A 21056-nucleotide genomic window follows, 5' to 3' on the forward strand; every position below is an offset into this window, starting at 1 on the left:
GGGTGTCAAATCCAAAAGTTGAGCAACCCTCTACCTTATGATGTCTTTTACGGGAGGTACACGATACAGCATAGGGTAGAGGGTTAATGCGAAACTGACTTTTGACACCCTAACCATATAGAATAATAACCCGCACTTTAAATCGCAAAAAAATAAGGCACCCTCGCAAATCTATGGAGCTAGATGAGCAAGAGTGCCTTTTTTCTATAGACAAGATTATTTTTCATAAATATATGCAATTGAAGCCACGAAACAGCACTTATTTATAATACGCTCCAAGGTTCATCACTATCATTTTAAATCAATCGGTACATTCTTGCCATATCTAAAAGGTATTGCAACTGTCCTATTAAAAAAGGCAATGATTGGTCCCATGAAAAGTGCTGTAATCAATGTCCCTACCCCCACTGTGGCTCCTAACAGGAATCCCGTAATGGTACAGACTAAATCCGTAGCGATTCGACAGTACTGAAACTTTGCCACTTTCTTTTCCGTCATAATCAGTGCAACCGCATCGTAAGTCGAGACACCAAGATCACCTGTAAAATAAAGTGCCGATCCAAAGCAGATGACGATAATCCCTATTGCCAGTGCAACACTTCTGACAATCAAAGACGGCATTGGTATCCAAATATTGAATAGCCACGACGAAAATTGAACCACATAGCCTAGCAAGAAAATGTTGATCACTGTACCGAGTCCAATTTTGGTTCTATCTATAAAGAATATACCTATAAGCATCAGCAAATTTACAATTGTATAAAAAGTGCCAAATCCAATAGAGGTATGATTCCAAACGCCATGAGCAAATACTTGAAAGGGATCCATTCCAAATAGGGCAAGATTGAAAATCCCCACACTGAATCCTGTAATCAAAACCCCTGCAATAGTCATAAAAATTCTCTTTTGTTTTTCATTCATATCAAATCACCTCTAAACGGTCTCATTACTATCATTATAGATCATAGACTTAATTTTGTAACGCATTTTCTCAGCACCTTAAATTTCAATTATTTGACATTTATCTATTTTATAGTAAAATAGACAATACAAAGGAGATTTATTTTATGAATAAGAAACCTGTGAAACTCACTATCTTTGTGCATACCAATCTAGAGAGAAAAGAGCTCATTAAAGTGCATCAAATTTACATTAATACATACAGTACTCATTGACAACCTCTCAGCCATAGTATTTAAATAGCTTGATGCAATATATTGATTCTAATTATTCTTCTAAATTGTCCTTTTGCCAACACCATGTCAGTCCACCATCCTCTGTGATAAGGTATAACAATTTTGAATTAAATGACTCCATTATTGGATATATACCTTTAAGACCTTTAAAAATAGGATTTAGAGGTGTAAAGCGTTCATTTTCTGGACGACTAGGCACTTCTACTTTCATGGGACTCCAAGTTTTGCCGCCATCGAGTGTTCTCGCAATTTCAGGGCCTTTGTCTCTAAAATACCGATAACTTAAAAAGCCAATATCTTTTGATGCAAATCCAGCACCCGTTACTGTTCCTGAAATCATTGAATCCGGTTCTCCAATCCACCAACTTTCTCCTCGGTTTAATGATGTACACACATTAACGTTACCCATCCCCAGATTTGATGCCGTGGCAATTACACCCCAAGAAAAGTCATCGGTTATTCCATAATACACATCTGCGTCTTCTATCCATCCGGATTTATTTTCTTTATAAAGACTGCTGAATAAGCTCATGGGCAAACTTGTCACATAAGTCGCATTTTCTTTCGCGTACACATCAAAAAAATCACTTTGTTCATCTGATATAAAGCCTATAAGAGGTCCATTCCCTTGATACAACAAAGTGTCTGATTCAAAAGCATCTACAGTTAAAGTGTCTTGAGTTGGTTTGCCGTCCTCTGATAGTAAGGCCTCTAATGGTGTGCCTTCTGTCCGCATATTTTCCGTTGAATTATCTGCTGTTAGCTTTTCATCAACTACATGCTCTGCCCATTCTCTAGTAAAAGTTAAATTTATAAACACCCCAATATTAAAAGTAATTTTTTTTACATATTCCATGGATGAAAATATAAGCTTTGCGTCGCGGCGAAACATATCTATATCATCCCGTTTAGTTGTTAAAATACTAGTAGAAGTTGCTTTATCCAGATCATACGTTGAATCATTCCTATACAGATCCAGTTGAATTACCACTGTGGATGCTTCTAAAAATGTATAATAGCGGTATTTATAGTATGGTGAATAGTCTATTTGTTCTATGATTTGAGCCATATCCTCCACATGATGTGTATTAGGCTCTATAAGCTGATTCTTTGAATCCTCTCTAGAAAAGTTCTCGGCATCCAAGGCCTGTTTATGTATTGCCATCTTAGTAGAAGCATTGTCTGCTGTGGCATCACTTCTGTCAGATATTTGATATATCATGGCTAAAATACAAAAAATAAACGCAACAATGACAACACCTAAATACTTTCTCTTTCTCTTCATAAATTTCGTCATCCTTTCTCAGAAATATCTTTTGACTTTATACACTCAGAAATAGCTTTCTGTTTTTCACATCCTATTTTTAATGATGTTTCTTCATTGACTCTTGTTCTTATCAATGATTGACTCTTGTTCTTATCAATGTATAAAGTCAAAGGTTCAATTTCTATTATATCTAATTCTGATTGACAAAAGAACGCATTCACTAAAAAACTTATGATTTTAGTCTTTCTATTTATAAAAAAACGCCTCAGCAATAAAGCCAAGGCGTTCAATTTTTTCTATTTTGCCATATTTCTATAACGAGACATCATTTTTGCCAATCCACCACCATTTTCAGAATTGGTGAAACCCAATGATGCAAGAATTTGTACTGCATAAGCACTTCTAGCACCAGATGCACAGTAAAGTATAATCTTTCTATCTTTGTCTTGCAGCTCGCTTGCTCTGTACTCAAGTTCATCGAGAGGGATATTGATTGCACCTGGATAAGCACCATATTCGTACTCTTCTTCGGTTCTAACATCCACAATCAATGGCCCACTTGTAACCTCTTCTTTCACCACTTTTACGGCTTCTTTTGAGTCTTTAGCCTTTTCATCAGCATCGGTTTCTCCGATTTTTTTAGCTTCTGGTACGGGTAAATTTAATACAAAATTCAATGGTTCAACGGCTCTTACGTAATTGGAAAGACTTATAAAACCGCCACTCACATTAATTACATTTGTAAAGCCGGCACCTACTAAAGTACGCAATGCTTGATGGCCTTTTTTACCTGTTTGATCATAAACAAAAGTTAACCTATTTTTATTCAACTTGTTCAATGATGGCAAAAGCACTTCAAGCGGTATATTTACAGCACCTTCAACATGTGATTTTTCAAATGAAAAGACATCTCTCACATCTATCCAAAGTGCATCTTTTCCTTCTAAATAGGTATCCAATTCATTCACTGTAAGTGCTGGTGAAAAACCTGAAATTCTATTTTCAGCAACATAAGCTGCCATATTGATCGCATCATTTGCATTACCAAGTGGTGGTGAGTACGCAAAATCCATATCTGCAAGATCTGAAACAGTAAGTTTTGAAGCCACAGCTGTCGCTAAAACGTCAAGTCTCCTGTCTGCTCCTGCGTAACCTGCCGTTTGCCCTCCCAGCACAATGCCTGTTTTCTTATCATAGACCACAAGAACAGTCACAAGCTCTGCACCTGGATAATAAGAAGTATGATTCTCTTTATGAATCACAATTGCATCTGCATCAATGCCTTCCTTCCTCGCAGCTTTTAAAGAAATTCCAGTAATACCCGCCACAGCCTCAAAAACTCTTACGATGGATGTACCAATTGATCCTTTATACTCGTGTCTCTTGCCAAGTGCATTTTCTGCAGCAATTCTACCTTGGCGATTCGCAGGCCCAGCAAGAGGAATACGTACTTTTTTGTCGAGTACACGATGCTCTAATTCAATCATATCCCCAGCAGCATAGATGTCGTCATCGCTTGTCTTTAATGTTGAATCCACTAATATACCGCCTGCTGGTCCCATTTCAAGGCCTGCTTCTTGTGCAAGTTTTAAAGTGGGTCTCACGCCGATGGATAACAGCACCATATCCGCACTGATCTTTGTCCCATCGTTGAGAAGCACAGTGTTAGCATGGATTTCAGAAAGTGCTTTATTAGTGTATAAATCAACGCCATAAGCTGTCAATTCTTCTTGAATAAAACCCGATATTTCAGCTTCCATAATGCCCATAACATGTGGCATCATTTCCACTACAGATACTTTCATGCCTCTTTTAGCAAGGGCTTCCGTCATCTCAAGTCCAATAAACCCACCCCCAACAACAACTGCTGTTTTAGGTTGCTTTTTCGTTATAAATGAATCTATCTTATCCATATCTTCCAACGTCCAAAGTTGGAAAACATGATCTTGATCTGCACCTGGAAGTGGTGGTGCTATCGGTTTGCCCCCTTGAGCCAAAATCAGCTTAGTATACTCAAACTGATTCTTTTTCCCTGTACGTGAATCTGCTGTATGCACGACTTTATTGACTCTATCAATTGCCGTTGCAGTGGTATGGATATGAACTGTCGTTTGATACTGATCATTAAAACTCTCTGGACTCTGTAAAATCAATTTTGATCGACTTTTAATGTCTCCACCAATATAGTATGGTAACCCACAATTTGCAAATGATATATCTGCACCGGCTTCAAGAATCGTAATTTGAGCATCTGCTGAAAGTCTTCTCACTTTTGCAGCAGCTGTCGCACCTGCTGCCACGCCACCAATAATAATAATTTTTTCCATATAAACCACCTCATATAATATAATTTATTTTTAGGCATCATCAAAAGTTGTTTGCTTTGGCATGCCTCTCAGTTATTTTTACCCCCCTACCTACGGGGTGTATCTATATTTTAATGTTTCTTTCATAGGTTGTCAATTCATATTTTGTTACAAAAGTATGAATTCAAGTTTTAAGAGATTTCTTCACGGTCTAATAAGATTCTGAAACAATATATTGACATAACGTTAAAAGCCCTCCAATACAAAATGTAAAGGAGAGCTTTTATCTAATATATGTTAAGTTTGAATCCAGTATACGGTCACTTTTGAATTCAATTCACACATTGTCGCTTATAGGATTGCCTTTTCTATATAGAATTTTTCGTGTACAACTTTCTTTTTTGAATATATGCCTCAACGGATGGTTTAACTAACCCGGCAGTGGAAAAATGCTTTTCTAACCTATTCCTGATTTGAGTAGAGGAAATGTCCACAACAAACTCATCTAAAATAGTAGGCTCAAAAGAATACAGGCTTTTTAAAATTTCAATTTTTTTCTGTAAACCATTATAACCTTTCCGAGATACGATAACAATCTCAGAAAGTTGAAAAATCTTTTCTATTTGATACCATGATGATAAAGTATCCACTGTGTCCGCACCTACAATAAAATAGAGTCTCGCATTGGGATATGCCTGAGTTAAATCCTGGAGGGTTTTAACTGTATAGCTCGTACCGGAACGAACCACTTCCAAGTCGTTACTCTCGATTTTTTCATATTGCGCCACAGAGAGTTTAACCATTTCGTAGCGGTCTTTTGCTGAGGCATTTGTCTTTTTATACGGTGGATCACCTGTTGGAATCAAAATAACCTCATCTAATTCCAAAGTATCTCTCACATAACAAGCTAGATCCATATGCCCACAGTGTGGGGGGTCAAATGTACCCCCTAAAATGCCTAAACGCCGAACAGATTTCTTCTCCATCATATGCGTTTGAGTCCTTCCGTAACACTTTATAAAACCTTATTTATAAGGCCCCATTGGGGATAATTAAAAAATGTCTTTATCATCTAAAATTATTTTTTTCCAGCAAATCGGTTGCACGATAAACTGAGGGGGCTTGTCCCTGTACTTTTTTAAACATTTTAGAAAAATAAAATTGATTTTTAAATCCTGTTTGCTTGGCAATTTCTTTTATACTCAAATTTGTGTCAATTAATAAAGACTTTGCTTTTCGTATCCTCACTGCATTGATATATTCAAGAATGGTAAGACCAACTTCTTTTTTAAAAAGTCTCGATAGATAGGATCTGCTATAATTTACTTGACGACAAATCGTATCTACATCTAACGGTTCCTGGTAATTTAATTCAATAAAAACAAGCGCTCGCTTCATAGGATCATTTTTAGTATTTATTTTTCCAGACACTCTATTCTGTTTTGTCAAATATACTAAATCTGAAAAGAAAACATATAAAAAGCCGACTGCCCTAAGTGCATATGCATCAGTGCTTGTCTCTAAATCTGAAAGTATATGTGTTAGCAAGTGGATGAGCCTTTCGGTCGATTGCGGATGAAGAATCGGTTTTTCCGGTGCAAAGCCTATATAGTTCAAAATGGCATCACATGAATTGCCCTGAAAGGAAACAGAAATGATTTCCCAAGGGTCTAGGTGATCAGCACAATAAGATTGTTCCATTTCTGGAAAGAGAATAAATACATCGCCTTCGTAAATTGTATACTCTTTATCCTTTTGTATTAGTTTTCCCTTGCCTTTAACAACCAATAAGATTCTATAGAAATCAAATGTTCTCGGGCCGATTTGATACTCAGATTTGCATTTCCGATGACTTGCATCAAGAACATAAAGTGAAGATTCCCGTTCATCTTGAATTGGTGCATGAGAAAAAAATTGAGAAAATTCTGTCATAGCAACCCTTCTTTATCATATGCTTATTTATTGAAATTTTTTCTTAGCTATAATAAGTAAGTATAACATATTTTCTCATTTTTCAATATTCCAAACCCTATTTTCTTTTAAAGAAATAATAGTCATAGCATTTGAGACAGATACAATAAGCATACCTTGTGCCCTATCTCCACTGCCGTCAAAAACTAAAATAAAACTGTCAATTCCTGATTGTTGAATTACTTTTAATACTTCTTGTTCCAATTCTTTTTCTTTGATCGATTTTATTTTTTTTACGACTTGCATCGTTATTTCTGGATCTGCCAAAGCGACCATTCCGGGACCACCGGGTTCTGAATACATTGAAAATCCATTTGGGAAAATCTCACAACAACTTGCAGCAGACTCAATGGGCTCATTTGGACAACCAACTATACCGCCTGTTCTTTCATTATCATTTAGCTTGCCCTGTGTATCCAAAGAGCAACCTACAAAATAGAGTGATGCTTCCGCCAAATCCCGTAATGCAGTTGCAATGGTATAATCAATCATATAAATATTATCACGACATATCTGTACTTGTGTCAACTCAGTAAATTTTTCTTTCCAATATTCTTGAGTTCCTGCTAAACAAATGCCTCCAATTGCTAATCTATAACCCTCTTTAGTTTCCAATTTTAAAGATACCTTTTCAAGTTTTGCACTTATCTCTTCACGTTCTGAAGTTCCCATAAATTTCAAACTCCTACAGGGTATTGATCATAGACAGCTTGCGCCATTGCCTTGCAAATATTTTCTATACTATACGCCTCTGAAAAAGCTTTCAAGAAAGCCTCAGTCGCTGCTTTTGCTTCCTCATAAGGTCCTGGAACATTTATGATAAGCGTGGATTCTTTCTTACCACAGACCAGCTTACACCAAAGATGCCCGTTTTTACCGTAGATTTCCCTGGAACTTTTTTGATCCAGATAACGATCGAGTGCAGTATGCGTAAAATCTTTTCCAAGAGAATTGCTATGTCGATGGCCACCTCCGCTTCCACCGATGAGTATCAGCAGATCAGGCTTTAATTTTACCAATGACTGTATTTTTTGAAATATGACATCCTCTTCATCCTTTAGAGGGGAGATCCTAGTAACCTCTGCTTTTGGATACATTGAAATAATTTGGCTCATTATCTCGACTGAATCCAAATCGAGTACTGTGCCATTTTGAATTTCATCTCCTGTTGGAAGTATATAAACCTTCTTCATGATCGCTTTATCCACCTTTCCTTTGCACATGCTGAAATGGGTTTTTCAGGAATTTGATCATATATGACTTCTACTATTTTTTCACTGCAAGAAATCTGTGCAACTTCAGTTGCAGTGATCCCCTCTGTTAAAGCTAATATTTCAATTAATCCTTTTTCATTTTTCCGAACTTGATCTGGTTCAATATCATACGCATCCATTTCTATAGATTCGCCAGTAACACCAATCACACGCACAACGGTGTGCAATTTTTCCATTAATATTTGCTCCAGTTTTTTTGTATTCAGCCCTTTTACCCGCAATCCAGAAATCTTCATTACGGACTTATCTGCATGGGCAATGATATATTCTTGATCCATAACCTTGCCTTTCCCTCTTCTAAATTTATAAATCAATATAGCTTCCTGTATATTAAGAATCCAAATCACTTTTTTTCTCAATTTACAGGAAGCTCATCTATTGATTCACAGTATGATACACGTATAAGCTCCCACTTTTAAGCAAATATATGCATATATGAATATTCTGAAAAAATCACTTTAACACATCACTACTTGAAAAATATTACTTCTCAGCAAATCTCTTTTCAACTAATTCAGAAGCTTTGTATTTTATACCATCTTCCATGCCAGGTATAATTTCATCAGCATTTGCAATAATTTCATCACGTGACATTACTTTTGAAGGTGCTTCCAATTTTTCTCGAGAGAAGCCAACACTTTCTAGCTCAACCCAAGCACTCTCTTCAATATTATCAAATGCAATCGGTTTGCCATAAGCTTTAGCAAGGCTTAAAACCGCAGGTGAACAGCCAATGTCGCGCCCTGGAACCATGTTTATATCCAAGGCACGTAAAATATATTCGGCAAGCACTTTCTTATCAGCTGCAAGTGCTGGATAATCACTCTTAACCGTCTTAGCAAATTCACCCGAATTATGTGCAGTTTTACCAGCACCATAATTCCAACCAAAAATACGACCTTGACGTTCTCTTACAATCATACCAATCCCTACAGAAATTACTGGACCTGCCAATCCTAAAAGTAAATTGCCATCCTTTATAATTTCTGTTTGACCAAAGAAAGGCACTAAAATCTCTGTCATATCAACCACATTCATCATTTCAGATCCTGTGTTGTTGTTCGTCATACGACCCGTCATCGTCATGTTTTCGTTGTGCGATTCTAGCGGTTTTCTATCTTCTGCATTAGGCCCTCGATGAAGACGTCTGCCACGGTAGAACGGCGTATTCCATTGCTTCATGTGAGGTTCTTCAGCTATTGTTTTTTCCGAATAAGGGATCTCACTAACAGTCATATAGCCAAAGTCTTTGTTTATTTTTCCACGATCAGCAGAAGCAAACGCAACTACAGCACCATCTGCTATTATGCCATCACTGGTAACCGTAATAGCGTCACAATCAATGACGTTAATAGAGATGGCATCTTCTTTATGATTATTGGCAACCATTTGGCAAGCCTCTCTATAAGAAACGCCCACACTGTCAATATCCTTTTTATCAATAAAAGCTAAACTGAGCGGTACAACACCGTTTCCTGCTCCTTTTGGTACAAGTTTATATGCTAATTTCATGATAAATATCGCCCCTTTCTTTTTCGCAAGCACTTTTATAAAGAAGTTCGACGGTCATCGATTTCTTCTACATCGTGAAGGTAATAATCCTCTCCTGGAGAAGATATGTGCATATTCTCTAAAATCGCCTTTTTACAGGTTCCATCCTTTTGGATGCCCTTAATAATAACTGAATGGAATGATTCTGTGTTACGAGGAATAATAATGACTTCTACTTTTTCTACACCCGGATCCTGCGTAATCTCTACAATCTCATTTTCAACACGTCCAACCCTTAAAGAAGGTAATTTTCCAGTCTGAAAACTTTCCAATCCACGAAAGGTTACTTCTGTATTTGGTCGAATTTTTTTACCGGCATCGATGATCTTTTGGTAAAAATCATGAAGTTTTGTGTGCATCATTCTCATAATAGGATCTCCTTTTTATATATTCATTCGCTAAAAAAACGGTTCATTATATTTTTAGTATATGAGTTTAAAAAAAATAATCAATTCATTTGACAAAACAGCTTTATTCCTTTATGAAAAAGCATATTTATATAACATATTAGATTTGAAACTCAAACAAAAAAGCTTTAAGATGCACACTCTTAAAGCCTTTTTCAGGGGTAATCCATATCCAATTGTATCTCTCATTGCAGATCACATTGTCACTCTATACCATTCATCTATTGTTTTCCAAGAAATGTTGATATTTTTTTACAAGCTAATTCGAGTGCTTCTTTTATTTCAAGCAGTTTATCGTCACTCATCCTGACGACAGGTGCGCTTACACTAACAGCTGCCACAATCTCTCCGGTATAGTTCTTTAAAGGCATCGCAATGCATTTCAAACCAAGACAATGCTCTTCATCATCGATGGCATACCCTTGTATTTTAACCTTTTCAATATGCTTAATTAACGCATCCATGTTTTGAATTGTATTCGGCGTATAGGCAAGAAAATCCTGATCTCCCAATATTTTTGTCAATTTGTTTCTATCTAAATCTTCAATCAAGACTTTTCCCAGTGCAGTGGCATATAAAGGCTCGCGTCCCCCCACTTGATGACCCGCTCTTAAATTTGTTTTACTGTCGTATTGATAAATAATGACCGACTCATCTCCAGAACGAACGCTAAGGTTGACAGTTTCACCTGTTTGATGGCTGAGCTCTTCAAGTATTTGATAGTTCATTTGAGAGAGTTGATTTTGCTCTGGAACAACTTGACCTACGTAAAACAATCCCCAACTCAATTTGTACTTATCAGTTTCGTCATTTTTCTCAACATATTTAAAATAAGCCAACGTGTCCAAAATACGATGTACAGTGCTTTTTCCCATATTTAATTGGCGACTTAACTCACTGATACCAAGCCCCCTTTTGTTTGACTCCTTGGAAAGAAGATCAATTATTTCTAATGATTTAGCCAGCGTTAATACAGGGTAATTTGGTTTTTTATCCATTTTTACGACTCCTTGGTTTACTATTTTATAAATTTGTAAAGACACTATTAAGTTACTTATTATTCTACACGATAATTTTGTGTTTACAACATTAATTGTTTAGGGCCACATAAAAGAAAATCAAGAATAATGACATAATCATATAGACAATTTCATTTTGAAGCAGTATAATTATTTAGAACGTTGTTCTAAATATAGGAATGACGTTCTAAATGCTTACCACACTATACAGGAGGATTTTATTATGCAAATACCTAAGGTTCCAAAGGCAATTACGTTTGACTGTTATGGTACATTGGTCGACTGGGAAGGCGAAATCCAAAAATTCTTTAAAGGCATTCTCGACAATCACGGTGTAAAAAATGTTGATTACAAAGCGGTTCAAAGGGAATGGGAAATGCTTCAATTTGATTATATTCAAGAAAAATATCGCCCATATCGTCAAATATTAAAGGACACTTTACCTATGGCCTTTAATAAATTTAACTTGCCATTCACAGATGAGGACTGCGAAACTTTTGCACAATCAATGGGTAAATGGGCTGCATTCCCAGACACAAGAGATGCAATCATCGAACTACAAAAATATACAAAAGTTATTCCATTGACAAATACAGAGAATGCGATTATCAGAGAAACTGAAAAAAATTTAGGGGTTAAGTTTGATGATATTATCACTGCTGAAGATGTAGGTGCTTACAAGCCAAGCCACAAGGGTTTTCACTATGCTCTTAATCGTCTAGGTCTGGATAAATCAGAAGTCTGGCATGCTGCCTTTGGATTCAAATACGACATAGTTCCAGCTCACGAATTGGGAATCACCTCCTGCTGGATTAATCGCCAAGGGGAAGTTCGATCTGTGGATGTAGCAGAAGATTATCTTGTTGGAGATATGAAGTCATTAGCCATTTTAATCAGAGGTATGGCTTGTAAGGAATAGGATTTGAAGCATAAGAACAGAATTTAAAAATTAAAGGGTATTAAAGTTTCAGAATGTTGGAAGTGTAAAAAACATATTTAATGCTGATAAGTGAGGTGCAAAACAATTGAACAGTCAGAAAAGCCGAGCTGTTGGGCCTGAAATTGATCCCATATGGCTGGGGAGCGGATGGACGCTTGAAGATTTGAAAAAGCCACAAATCCTACTGGAAAGCACGTGGGGCGATAGTCATCCAGGCAGCCGACATCTCAATGAACTGGTCGAAATGACAAAATTCAGTGTCTACAAACATGGCGGAAAACCTTCGCAATATACGGTTACCGATATCTGTGATGGTGTTGCTACAGGACATGGCGGCATGAACTATTCCCTTGTTTCTAGAGATATCATATCTGCCATGGTTGAAATCCATGCCCGTTCCCTTCCCTTTGATGCCATTGTGACTTTCGCATCTTGTGATAAGGCAACACCTGGTCATTTGATGACATTGGCGAGATTGAATATTCCAGCTGTCCATTTTTGTGGCGGCTCAATGATGCCTGGTCCAGATTTTATGTCAGCAGAAATATGCTATGAAACCAATGAAAGAGTTAGGCTCGGCAAAATGACTGATACAGAACAGCTCTTTTATCAGAAAAACGCATGCCCCACCTGCGGTGCTTGCCAATATATGGGTACCGCCAGTACACTTCAAATCATGTCAGAAGCATTGGGAATGTCCCTGCCAGGAAATGCTCTAATGCCAGCTTGGTCTAATCTAATCAAACTCATGGCGGAAGATGCTGGAAAAGCAGTACTGAATCTGTTGAAAAAGGGGCTGACGCCTTTGGACATTCTGACGCCAAAGGCTTTTGAGAATGCTTTAATAGTTCATGCCGCTGTTTCTGGCTCTTCAAATGCCATTATCCATATGCCTGCAATCGCTCGAGAGGTAGGCGTTTCTATAACACCCAGTGATTTTGACAAAGTGAGTAGAAAAATACCCGTACTTGCAGGTATTAAAACTTCCGGGGATTGGCCGACACAATTACTCTGGTTTGCTGGCGGTGTACCTGGCATCATGCTGGCACTGAAATCCTATTTGCATCTTGATGCGATGACGGTAACCGGATATACTCTAGGGGAGAATCTCGAAAAAATTGAAAGAAGCGATTTTTTTAAGCAAGGTGCTGCCTATTTAAAAAATTATAATCTAAAACCTGAAGATATATTGAAAACGGTGGATCACCCTTATAAAAAAGAGGGTGGATTGGCTGTTCTCTATGGTAATCTCGCTCCAGAAGGCGCCGTTATCAAGCAGGCCTCAATTGCACCTGAAATGTACGTCCATACTGGTCCTGCCAAACCTTTTGATTCAGAAGAAAAAGCGATTGATGCCATCTCAAATGGTCAAGTTGATCCGGGTGATGTGATTATCATCCGCTATAGAGGACCAAAAGGAGCCGGCATGCCAGAAATGCTTAAAGCAACTGAAGCCATATACAACCGTCCAGAATTGGTGTCAACCACAGTTTTAATTACAGATGGCCGTTTTTCAGGTGCTACAAGAGGACCCGCAATCGGTCATGTATCCCCTGAAGCTACTGAGGGCGGGCCGTTGGCACTTGTCAATAAAGGTGATCTGATTCATCTGGATATAAACAATAGAGCTCTGAATATTGTTGGAATCGAAAAAACAAATAGGTCTCTCGAAGAGGTAGATTCCATTTTAGAATCGAGACGCCTCTCTTGGAAACGCCCTAAGCAAGATATGGATGGCGTATTGGGACTGTTTAGGCGTGCTTCTTCTTCGACAGTTCAAGGCGCTTCAATGCTAAAATTATAATAACTATCCATCAGAAGCTAAAATGTGACCAATAAAATATAGGGGGTATATTTATGAAAATTGTCATTGCGGATTGCAGTTGGGGTTCAATCGATATAGAAAAAAAGTTTTTGCCAAGAGAAGCTCAAGTGATTGCCTGTCAATGCAAAACTGAAAATGAGTTGTTAGAGGTATGTAGGGATGCAGATGCCGTATTATCTGAATATGCGCCATTTACCCGAAGCGTTCTAAAAGAAATGAAAAAATGTAAGATTATATCCAATACTGCAGTTGGTGTTGATAATATTGATATCAAAGCAGCAACTGAGTATCATATTGCAGTAGCAAATGTACCCGACTATTGCATAAATGAGGTGGCAGATCATACAATAGCTTTATTATTGGCGGCCAATAGAAACATCGTCCAATACGACAGATCTGTAAGAGAAAATTTATGGGATATTGACGTTGTACCCTCTATGAAAAGACTGAATGGTCAGGTTCTGGGTCTAGTGGGGTTCGGTAAAATAGCCCAAAAGGTAGCCTTACGTGCAATGGCCTTTGGTCTTTCAGTAATTACTTATAGTCCAAGCATTAAAGCGGATTTTATTAATGCCCATAATGTCAAACCTGTTGACATAGACGAACTATTAAGAGAATCTGACATTATTTCATCTCATATGCCGTTAACAGAAAAGACAAAAGATTTCTTTAATAAACAAACATTCTCTAGGATGAAAAAGAATCCCATTTTTATCAATACGTCAAGAGGCAAAGTTGTGAATGAAACGGATTTAATTGAAGCGCTAAAAAAGGGCATTCTTCGCGCCGCGGCTCTCGATGTTCTTGCAGATGAACCGCCATGCTTTGACAGTGAAATTTTCAAAATGGATAACGTCATCATTACGCCTCATGTAGGTTTTTATTCAGAGGATGCATTAGAGGAAGTAAGACGACGTTCTGCGCTTAACATCACCCATTTTTTTAATAAAAAATATGATATGATCAATATGCTCAATTTGAATTCAAAAGACCTTTAGTTAAAGACACTGTACTACATATATTTAATTGCATCATTTTTTCAAGGGGGAAATCTATATGTTACCAAAAATACTGTTGATAAGGCAAAACATCGCTACTACTCCAGCTTTGACAAATCCCTATGCGGAAGCTTTTAACGCCATGAATTCACTCAAAATTGATTCTGATAAAATCAAAGATAAAACGATTGGAATCGCTGTAGGTAGCAGAGGATTGGATCAACTGCCACAGTTGGTAAAGTCTATAGTTGATTTTGTTAAAGCAAATGGTGGCAAACCCTTTATTTTTGCTGCCATTGGAACTCAAGGTGGCGGCACTTCGGAGGGACAAGCTGCTATGCTGGCATCTCTAGGCATCACTGAAGACACCATGGAAGTCCCTATTCGTTGTTGCGGTGAAAGCAAATACATGGGGAAAACACCTAGCCATGGCTACGATGTTTACTGTAATTCTATTGTGGATGAACTGGAAGGATTAATTGTTATTAACCGCGTTAAGCCACACACTGATTTTACGGATATCACAGAAAGTGGCTTGCTAAAAATATTCGCCATTGGCATTGGTAATCCTCAAGGTGCGCAAGCAATTCATACAAAAGCATTGACTGAGGGACATGGTAAAGTAATTCGAGAAATTGCAGCTTATATGATGGCTCATTTACCCGTTTTGTTTGGAGTGATGACCACTGAGAATTGGAAAAGTCAACTTGATTATGTGCAGGCTGTTTTACCAGAAAATATTTTGGAAACTGAAAAGGCTGCACTGGCTAGAGTAAAGGAAAACACCATTAAATTACCAGTAAAAGCATTAGATGCTTTGATCGTCGCGGAGATGGGGAAAAACGTATCCGGCACTGGTATGGATACCAAAACTATTGGAAGAATCATGATTTTAGGTCAAAAGGAACCCGACTACCCTAAAATCGGTAGAATCTCTGTACTTGGTCTAACAGAAGCCACTCATGGTAATTATATGGGTATGGGATTGGCAGATTACACGACTATGCCTGTATTCCGCGCTATGGATATTGTAGACACCAGTTTCAATTGCGTCATGGCATCTGCGCCAGAACAAGGCAGAATTCCGGTAATTGTGGAAAATGACCGTGCTGCCATAGCTGCGGCAGTGGAAACGGTTGGATTGGATGACCCCTCTCGCGCCACTCTGATCTATATTCGCAATACCAACTGTTTGGAAGAAATGGTTGTATCAGAGGCTCTTTATGAGCAACTCAAAGACAACAAAAATATTGAAGTACTTTCAGAACTACAAGAATTCGAATTTGATCAAGATGGACGCCTTCTATCATTCCACAAGGCATTCGGCCTCTAGTATATAGACAGGCATCTATCGTGTATAGACATATTTATTGAATTTTTTTAAGGGGAAAACTATGAAAAAAATGTTATTGCTACATCCAAACGATACGGTTGCAACTGCCATGGAAAATATCATGGAAAATGATGCGGTCTCTGTTTTTGATATGGCTGGACTCATTTATCAGCAATTGATTGCATTGGAGCAAATAGATGAAGGCCATAAAATTGCTTTGCAAGATATTGAGCAAGGGCAGTTGATTAGAAAATACGGATATGTAATAGGATGTGCCTCACAAGATATTTTAAAAGGTCAAAGCGTGCATACGCATAACTTGGAGAGCTTAAGAGGTAGAGGTGATTTGCAATGAACTTAAAATTATTTGCAAGGGAGAATGGTACTTTTGGCATTCGAAATCGAATTGCAGTTTTATCCACGGTAGCTTGCGCAAATCATGTAGCTGAACTGATTGCAAATAGTTGTGAATTGGCAGATGCCTACACGCATCCATATGGTTGTGACCAACTTGGACCTGACCTCGTATTGTCCTTTGATATGCTTTATAAGATGGGCATACATCCTAATGTTGGTGCAGTTGTCGTTGTCGGCCTTGGTTGTGAAGAAATCGACGCCAAAACGCTTGGAGAGAAAATTTCTGAATCAGGAAAACCTGTTTTATCTCTTGTGATTCAAGAAGTTGGCGGCACTACAAAAACGAAAGAAACAGGTGCTACCTTTTGCAAAGAAATGGCTGCTAAGCTTATATGTCAACCACGAGTGGATGCCCCCTTCTCCGCTCTGACTGTCGGTTTAGAGTGTGGCGGATCAGATTATACTTCTGGAATCGCATCAAACCCTGCAATAGGAGTAGCTTGCGGCATGATTATCCGCGAGGGTGCAAAGGCTGTTTTTGGCGAAACTACAGAGTTAATGGGTGCAGAAGATATTCTAGACGAACTGTGTGAGCTTCCTGAAACAGCTGAATTTATTCGCAATAAAATTTTAAAAGTTGAACAAATAGCACTGGATATGAAAGTGGATTTACGCGGATCACAACCGTCTCCTGGCAATATTGACGGCGGATTGACCACCATAGAGGAAAAATCATTAGGCGGCATCTGCAAAGCAGGTAAAGAACCTATTGTGGATGGCCTTGAATTCGGACAATCCGTAACCAAACCTGGTCTTTCTTTTATGGATACCCCCGGTAATGATTTGGCTGCAAGCCTAGGCATTTGTGCTGGTGGTGCACAGGTAATCTTGTTTTCCACAGGACGTGGAACCCCAATGGGATTTGCGGCAGCGCCTATGATCAAAATAACTGCAAACCAACACGTTGCAACTGTGATGTCAGAAAATATCGATGTGGATCTAACCTCTATTATTCAGGGTCAAATTTCTGTGGAACAGGGCGGGCAGCTCCTATTTGACCATTTGATACGAGTTTGCCAAGGTGAAGAAGTTGTGGCTGAAAAGTTAGGACATCGAGAATTTTCTCTTTACAGAATTTCTCCCATACTCACTTAAGAGATAAACTCTATTACTTATATTTACATCTATAGCTTATATTTATATCTATATCTATATCTATACAAACAGCTAAAAGGCTTTAAGATGCACACTCTTAAAGCCTTTTTTCAGGGGTAATCCATATCCAATTGTATCTCTTATTGCAGATCACATTGTCCCTCTTATTATAGATCATATAATAACAGGACTAATTTTCAATAATTCATTCTAATTCTTATCCAAATCCGCTGTAATTACATAATAATCACAAGGATGTGCAACTAAACCTGTAACACCTTTACCCGATACGATGGACATCTTTAAATGAGATGCGAAAATAAAGCCGTTATCATCCAAGAGGATCTGAGTCATTTGGGTTGCAAGTCTTTCTCGTTCAGCATCATCAAAGGATAAGCTCATTTGTTTTTCCAACGCTTCCAGTTCATCGTTATGGTAACCACCACGGTTTTTGGTGGACGTATCCAAGCAGTGAGTGGTAAAGAAATACTCGGGATCTCCTGTTGGCGCACATACAAACGCACTTGCATAGATATCCCAATCTCCACTAGTAAGAACATCTTTAGAATTAGCTGTACAGTTCACCACTACATCAATCCCTATCTTTTTCATAGAGGCTTGTACACTCTCTGCCAGCAACGGAAGCTCTTGACGACTCGGATAGGTCAACCATCTGATTGTCAATTTCTCACCGTTTTTATCCACATAACCGTCTCCATCCGTGTCTGTCCACCCTGATTTTGAAAGCAAATCTTTTGAGGCTTCTAAATCATATGGCTGTGCTTTCACTGTGGAATCTCCAAAGGCAAAACTTGCAGGAAACGGTCCAACAGCTGCTGTGCCATTTCCATTCAATAAAACCTTCGTAAAACTTTCTTTATCAATGGCGCCTGCAATGGCTGCACGTACATTCGCATCTTGTAGCGCCTCTGTCTTATAGTTGATCTGTCCAAAAAACGACCTTGAAGTTGCAACTGAAGAAATGCTATAGGGTTCATTAGATAGCAATGGTAAACTTGCATAAGGCAGTCCATAAGCACCGTCTAGTTCACCAGACTGCATTGCCATCGTCAAAGTATCGCCATTACTAATCGTCTTTACATAAATGGTATCCAGTTTAGGTGTCCCATTCCAATAATTTTTATTTTTTATTAAAGTAACCCCTTTATCCGTCTCAACTTTCGTTGCTATATACGGACCAGTACCGGATACATTACCGTCTTCTGTGATCCCTGCTTCCATATCAATAATACAGCCATATGGATCAGATAAGTAATTCATCAACGCTGGAACAGGACTTGTGGTCTTGATCGTTAAAACTTGTCCATCTGCAATAATTTCTTGAATCTTTAAGTCACCACTTGCACGCTTATGAACGGCAACGAGATCCTCTATGCATGCTTTAACTGCTGCTGCATCTAACTTTCGACCACTGCTAAACGTCACATCATCTTTCAATGTAATCATCCAAGTATTCTCATCCACATTTTTATATTCAGTTGCAAGCCAAGGCTCTAATGCCATTGTGTCAGAGTACTTGAAAAGTGTCTCTCCAATACCATATCGAATGCAAGCCCATCCTGCATAACCGTTATGTGGATTTACATTTGCCTCATCATTTTCCGCATTAAATGTGGTGTCTCCGTAAGTGAAAATTTTCTCTTCTGCAATTTTTGTATCGACTTCTCCCGTCTGATTCTCAGAAGAATTGCCTTTAGCTTCTGACGAACTACAACCCACCACTAACAATGCAATCGAAACTACTGCCAATAAAACGGTGCTCACTCTTTTCAATAAATGTTTGCTTTTCATTATATTATGTCCTCCTATTTACATGCTTTTCTAGCAATGTTTTTGAAATTACGACAACCAACGCTCAAAAGATGTCATCGCTTAAAAAACAGAATCCACCAAAATTTTCGTATAATCCGCCTTTGGATGCTGAATGATCTGATCTGGTACGCCCTGTTCTATAATTCTCCCCTTATACATTACAAGAACACGATCACAAACCTTCTGCACTAAAGCCAAATCATGACAGATTAAAACCAGTGAAAGTCCCTTTTCTCTTTGAAGTCTTTTAAGAAGCGCCATAATCTGAGCCTGTATAGTTACATCCAGCGCGCTAGTCGCCTCATCACAAATAATTAGCTGGGGATCTACCGCAAGCGCTCTGGCAATGGCCGCCCTCTGACACTGACCACCACTGACTTCATGAGGATATCTAATCGCATACTCAGGTGTCAGTTCTACCCTATCAAGCAATTGGTACATACGCTCTTTGGCTTGCTTTCTCCTAATGCCATTATTGATCATACTCTCCATAATGCCATCGCCCAACGTACATCTGGGATCAAAAGAATCCTGAGGCGTCTGAAACACCATCTGTATCTTGGTGTAAATTTCACGCCTTTTTCGCCCCTTTAAAGAAAGGATTTCTTGCTTATCTAAAAACACGTTGCCTGCATCTGGAACCGTGAGCTGTGTAATGATTCTGGCAATAGTACTTTTTCCACAGCCACTCTCGCCCACAAGGCCAAGACATTCACCCCTATTTAAATCAAAGCTTATGCCATCTACTGCCACAAAAGGGACTTTGTTCTTATAGAATGTTTTTTTAAGATCTTTTACTTCTAAAACCGTCTGCATGTTGCCCCCCAAGTTAATCTTCTCCTCTATTTATGCGAAGCACCGCTCCAATTAATTTCTTTGTATACGGTTCTTGTGGATGATAAATAACATCCTCCTTTTTACCATATTCAACTAATCGGCCTTGATACATCACAGCAATTTTGTCTGCCATATGTGCCACCACGCCAATATTATGAGTAACCATTGCAATGGCCATACCATAAAGTTCGTGCATCTTCATCATCTCTCGTACGATTTGCGCTTGCACAGTTACATCCAGTGCACTGGTGGGCTCGTCTGCAAATAGTAAGTCTGGCTTTAAAATCATGGCCATCATAATCCCCACTCTCTGGTTCATGCCGCCTGAGAGCTCAAATGGATAACTTTTTAAAATTCGATCGCTGTCAGTGAGATTCATTTTATCAAAAATCTCACGTGCACGCGTTCTTATTTCTGCTCTGCTGACTCTTTCATGCTGAGTAACGCTTTCATAAAGTTGCTCTTCAATAGTACGGATAGGACAGAGTACGGCTTCTGTGTTTTGAAAAATCATGCCCATTTCAGGACCTCTCATTTTTCGAATGTCATCATATTTTGCATCAATCACATTATGACCTTTATAGTAAATGTCCCCTTTTGTGATCACGCCATTATTCCCCAAAAGTCCCATGGCCGCTTTGATGAGGGTGCTTTTACCGCTACCCGACTCACCGACGATTCCAAGGACTTCTCCTGGCTTCATCTGGAAAGACACATCATGAACGACTGGCCTTCCTGAATAGCTGACTTCAACATGTTGTACATCCAACAATGGTTTTGTCATCAT

Annotated in this window: 20 protein-coding genes; 6 read left to right on the forward strand and 14 right to left on the reverse strand. The window is 38.4% G+C overall.

Annotated elements, in window-relative coordinates:
• Positions 1 to 291: 291 nt before the first annotated feature.
• From ISU02_RS12485 to ISU02_RS12535, 11 genes are all read right to left on the reverse strand, one after another.
• The gene (locus ISU02_RS12485; RefSeq protein WP_194702169.1) at positions 292 to 921 is read right to left on the reverse strand and encodes a YczE/YyaS/YitT family protein; all 630 of its coding nucleotides are present in this window, start codon (positions 919 to 921) and stop codon (positions 292 to 294) included.
• A gap of 306 nt (positions 922 to 1227) precedes the next feature.
• Positions 1228 to 2481, reverse strand: coding sequence for a beta propeller repeat protein (locus ISU02_RS12490; protein ID WP_194702170.1), 1254 nt, complete (start codon positions 2479 to 2481; stop codon positions 1228 to 1230).
• Between the two features lie 278 nt (positions 2482 to 2759).
• A complete protein-coding gene (locus ISU02_RS12495; protein WP_194702171.1) occupies positions 2760 to 4790 on the reverse strand; it encodes an FAD-dependent oxidoreductase in 2031 nt (676 codons plus the stop codon).
• 347 nt (positions 4791 to 5137) lie between these two features.
• On the reverse strand, positions 5138 to 5758 hold the full coding sequence (gene nadD, locus ISU02_RS12500) for a nicotinate-nucleotide adenylyltransferase (protein WP_194702172.1): 621 nt from the start codon (positions 5756 to 5758) through the stop codon (positions 5138 to 5140).
• Positions 5759 to 5837: 79 nt separating this feature from the next.
• Entirely contained in the window at positions 5838 to 6701 is an 864-nt protein-coding gene (locus ISU02_RS12505; RefSeq protein WP_194702173.1) for an AraC family transcriptional regulator, read from the reverse strand.
• A gap of 75 nt (positions 6702 to 6776) precedes the next feature.
• Positions 6777 to 7412 (reverse strand): hypothetical protein, encoded by a 636-nt coding sequence (locus ISU02_RS12510; protein ID WP_194702174.1) that lies wholly within the window; start codon positions 7410 to 7412, stop codon positions 6777 to 6779.
• A 5-nt stretch (positions 7413 to 7417) separates the two neighbouring features.
• The gene (locus ISU02_RS12515; RefSeq protein WP_194702175.1) at positions 7418 to 7933 is read right to left on the reverse strand and encodes a molybdopterin-binding protein; all 516 of its coding nucleotides are present in this window, start codon (positions 7931 to 7933) and stop codon (positions 7418 to 7420) included.
• Complete coding sequence (locus ISU02_RS12520; protein ID WP_228727811.1) at positions 7930 to 8328, reverse strand: hypothetical protein; 399 nt, start codon at positions 8326 to 8328, stop codon at positions 7930 to 7932. Before ISU02_RS12520 ends, ISU02_RS12515 begins: the two co-directional genes overlap by 4 nt.
• Positions 8329 to 8497: 169 nt before the next feature.
• On the reverse strand, positions 8498 to 9526 hold the full coding sequence (locus ISU02_RS12525) for a hypothetical protein (protein WP_194702176.1): 1029 nt from the start codon (positions 9524 to 9526) through the stop codon (positions 8498 to 8500).
• 35 nt (positions 9527 to 9561) lie between these two features.
• On the reverse strand, positions 9562 to 9933 hold the full coding sequence (locus tag ISU02_RS12530; RefSeq protein ID WP_194702177.1) for a hypothetical protein: 372 nt from the start codon (positions 9931 to 9933) through the stop codon (positions 9562 to 9564).
• Positions 9934 to 10193: 260 nt separating this feature from the next.
• Entirely contained in the window at positions 10194 to 10970 is a 777-nt protein-coding gene (locus tag ISU02_RS12535) for an IclR family transcriptional regulator (RefSeq protein ID WP_194702178.1), read from the reverse strand.
• A 244-nt stretch (positions 10971 to 11214) separates the two neighbouring features.
• On the opposite strand from ISU02_RS12535, the gene ISU02_RS12540 reads away from it, so the two are divergent.
• The 6 genes from ISU02_RS12540 (at position 11215) to ISU02_RS12565 (ending at position 17599) form a co-directional block, all read left to right on the forward strand.
• Positions 11215 to 11910: a haloacid dehalogenase type II gene (locus ISU02_RS12540; RefSeq protein WP_194702179.1), complete on the forward strand. Its 696-nt coding sequence runs from the start codon at positions 11215 to 11217 to the stop codon at positions 11908 to 11910.
• A gap of 106 nt (positions 11911 to 12016) precedes the next feature.
• Complete coding sequence (gene ilvD / locus ISU02_RS12545) at positions 12017 to 13735, forward strand: dihydroxy-acid dehydratase (RefSeq protein WP_194702180.1); 1719 nt, start codon at positions 12017 to 12019, stop codon at positions 13733 to 13735.
• Positions 13736 to 13788: 53 nt separating this feature from the next.
• Entirely contained in the window at positions 13789 to 14754 is a 966-nt protein-coding gene (locus ISU02_RS12550) for a C-terminal binding protein (protein WP_194702181.1), read from the forward strand.
• Positions 14755 to 14812: 58 nt separating this feature from the next.
• The gene (locus ISU02_RS12555; protein WP_194702182.1) at positions 14813 to 16087 is read left to right on the forward strand and encodes a nickel pincer cofactor-dependent isomerase, group 22; all 1275 of its coding nucleotides are present in this window, start codon (positions 14813 to 14815) and stop codon (positions 16085 to 16087) included.
• Positions 16088 to 16148: 61 nt separating this feature from the next.
• Positions 16149 to 16442: a UxaA family hydrolase gene (locus tag ISU02_RS12560; protein WP_194702183.1), complete on the forward strand. Its 294-nt coding sequence runs from the start codon at positions 16149 to 16151 to the stop codon at positions 16440 to 16442.
• Positions 16439 to 17599 (forward strand): UxaA family hydrolase, encoded by a 1161-nt coding sequence (locus ISU02_RS12565; RefSeq protein WP_194702184.1) that lies wholly within the window; start codon positions 16439 to 16441, stop codon positions 17597 to 17599. The genes ISU02_RS12560 and ISU02_RS12565 overlap by 4 nt, the downstream gene beginning before the upstream one ends.
• 210 nt (positions 17600 to 17809) lie before the next feature.
• Here the strand turns inward: ISU02_RS12565 and ISU02_RS12570 are convergent, their stop codons facing one another.
• The 3 genes from ISU02_RS12570 to ISU02_RS12580 all read right to left on the reverse strand — a co-directional run bounded on the left by ISU02_RS12570 (position 17810) and on the right by ISU02_RS12580 (position 21056).
• Positions 17810 to 19411, reverse strand: a complete 1602-nt coding sequence (locus ISU02_RS12570) for an ABC transporter substrate-binding protein (RefSeq protein WP_194702185.1) — start codon at positions 19409 to 19411, stop codon at positions 17810 to 17812.
• A gap of 81 nt (positions 19412 to 19492) precedes the next feature.
• Positions 19493 to 20248 carry an ABC transporter ATP-binding protein gene (locus ISU02_RS12575; protein ID WP_194702186.1) on the reverse strand — a complete coding sequence of 252 codons (756 nt, stop codon included), beginning with the start codon at positions 20246 to 20248 and terminating at the stop codon, positions 19493 to 19495.
• A 13-nt stretch (positions 20249 to 20261) separates the two neighbouring features.
• The gene (locus ISU02_RS12580) at positions 20262 to 21056 is read right to left on the reverse strand and encodes an ABC transporter ATP-binding protein (protein WP_323985043.1); all 795 of its coding nucleotides are present in this window, start codon (positions 21054 to 21056) and stop codon (positions 20262 to 20264) included.

The sequence above is a fragment of the Fusibacter ferrireducens genome, assembly GCF_015352425.1.
GTDB classification, from domain to species: Bacteria; Bacillota; Clostridia; order Peptostreptococcales; family Acidaminobacteraceae; genus Fusibacter_A; species Fusibacter_A ferrireducens.